At 63.4% G+C, this 1116-nt stretch carries 1 pseudogene; it reads right to left on the reverse strand.

The features are described 5' to 3' along the window. Positions 1 to 785, reverse strand: a pseudogene (locus FV233_RS31525) (IS630 family transposase); the annotation flags it as partial. Positions 786 to 1116 lie beyond the last annotated feature (331 nt).

Genomic DNA, 1116 nt, shown 5'->3' on the forward strand with positions numbered 1-1116 from the left:
GTTGAGGAAGCGGATGAACTCACTGTTCCGGTGGCGCTGCATGCAGCGGCCGAGCACGGTGCCGGCCAGGACGTCGAGGGCGGCAAACAGCGTCGTCGTTCCGTGACGGGTATAGTCGTGGGTCTGAGCGGCGGGATGGCCGGGGGCGAGCGGACCCGGTCGGGGTGGGTCCACTCCAGCGCCTTGATCTGGCTCTCGTCATCCTAAGCTTATCGAAGGCTCGTCGATGGACAGCACCACCGCGTGGGCGAGTGGGTCCATGTAGAGGCCGACCACGCAGGGATCCCATCGAACATGTTCGATGGGTGCCCGTTCTCGACCTTGGCGGCGAAGGCCGGATTGCGCGAGCGCTTGAACGCGCGCAGCTGGTGCGGCTGGAGGCGGTGAGCGTCCCAGATCCGTTGCACGACACGTAACGAGATCCCGACAGCCCGGGCCAAGCCCGGCCCGTCCAGAGGGTGACCTTGCCCGGCGACTCCGAGTAGGTCAGCGCCAGCACCTCGGCCACCGTTTCGGTCGAATGAGGTGGTGTCTCGCGCGGAGGTGTCTTGTCGCGCAGCAGACCTTCGACGCCCGCCTCGGCATAGCACCACTGCCAGCGCCACACGGCCGGACGACTGACGCCCCGCCCGCCGGGCCACATCCTGGACGCTCAGGCGCTCGGCCGAGAGCAGAACGATGCGGGCGCGCTGGATGTGCTCGAGCAGGCGCGATTGATCCTCGGCAATCACAGAGAGCGGGGCCGAGTCGGATGCACTGGGAAGAACGCAGACAGTCTGAGCCATTGCCCAAACTCGCACGCCTCATCCCGCCCGTGAACCTTTCGTCCGCCTCACTGCACCAGGGCTGACACGGCTTAAGGACGTTTGACCCTGCCGAGGTAGCGCCCGCCCAGCTTACGGCACTTTCACGGAAAGACGTGCCATGCTCAGAATCACTTATTGAACTTCGTCGTTCCTCTAGACCGGCTTGCCTTCAGTCATAACACTTCCGAGCACCGGCTGCGCCATGTCATATTCCAACTTGAACCGAAAACTAGCACTTATGACGTGCGTACTGTAGACGACCAAGTCATCATTTCACCATCGTGCACGTTAAGCGTCTAGCCGGTCAGTT

This window comes from Methylobacterium sp. WL7 (genome assembly GCF_008040085.1).
Classification (GTDB): Bacteria; Pseudomonadota; Alphaproteobacteria; order Rhizobiales; family Beijerinckiaceae; genus Methylobacterium; species Methylobacterium mesophilicum.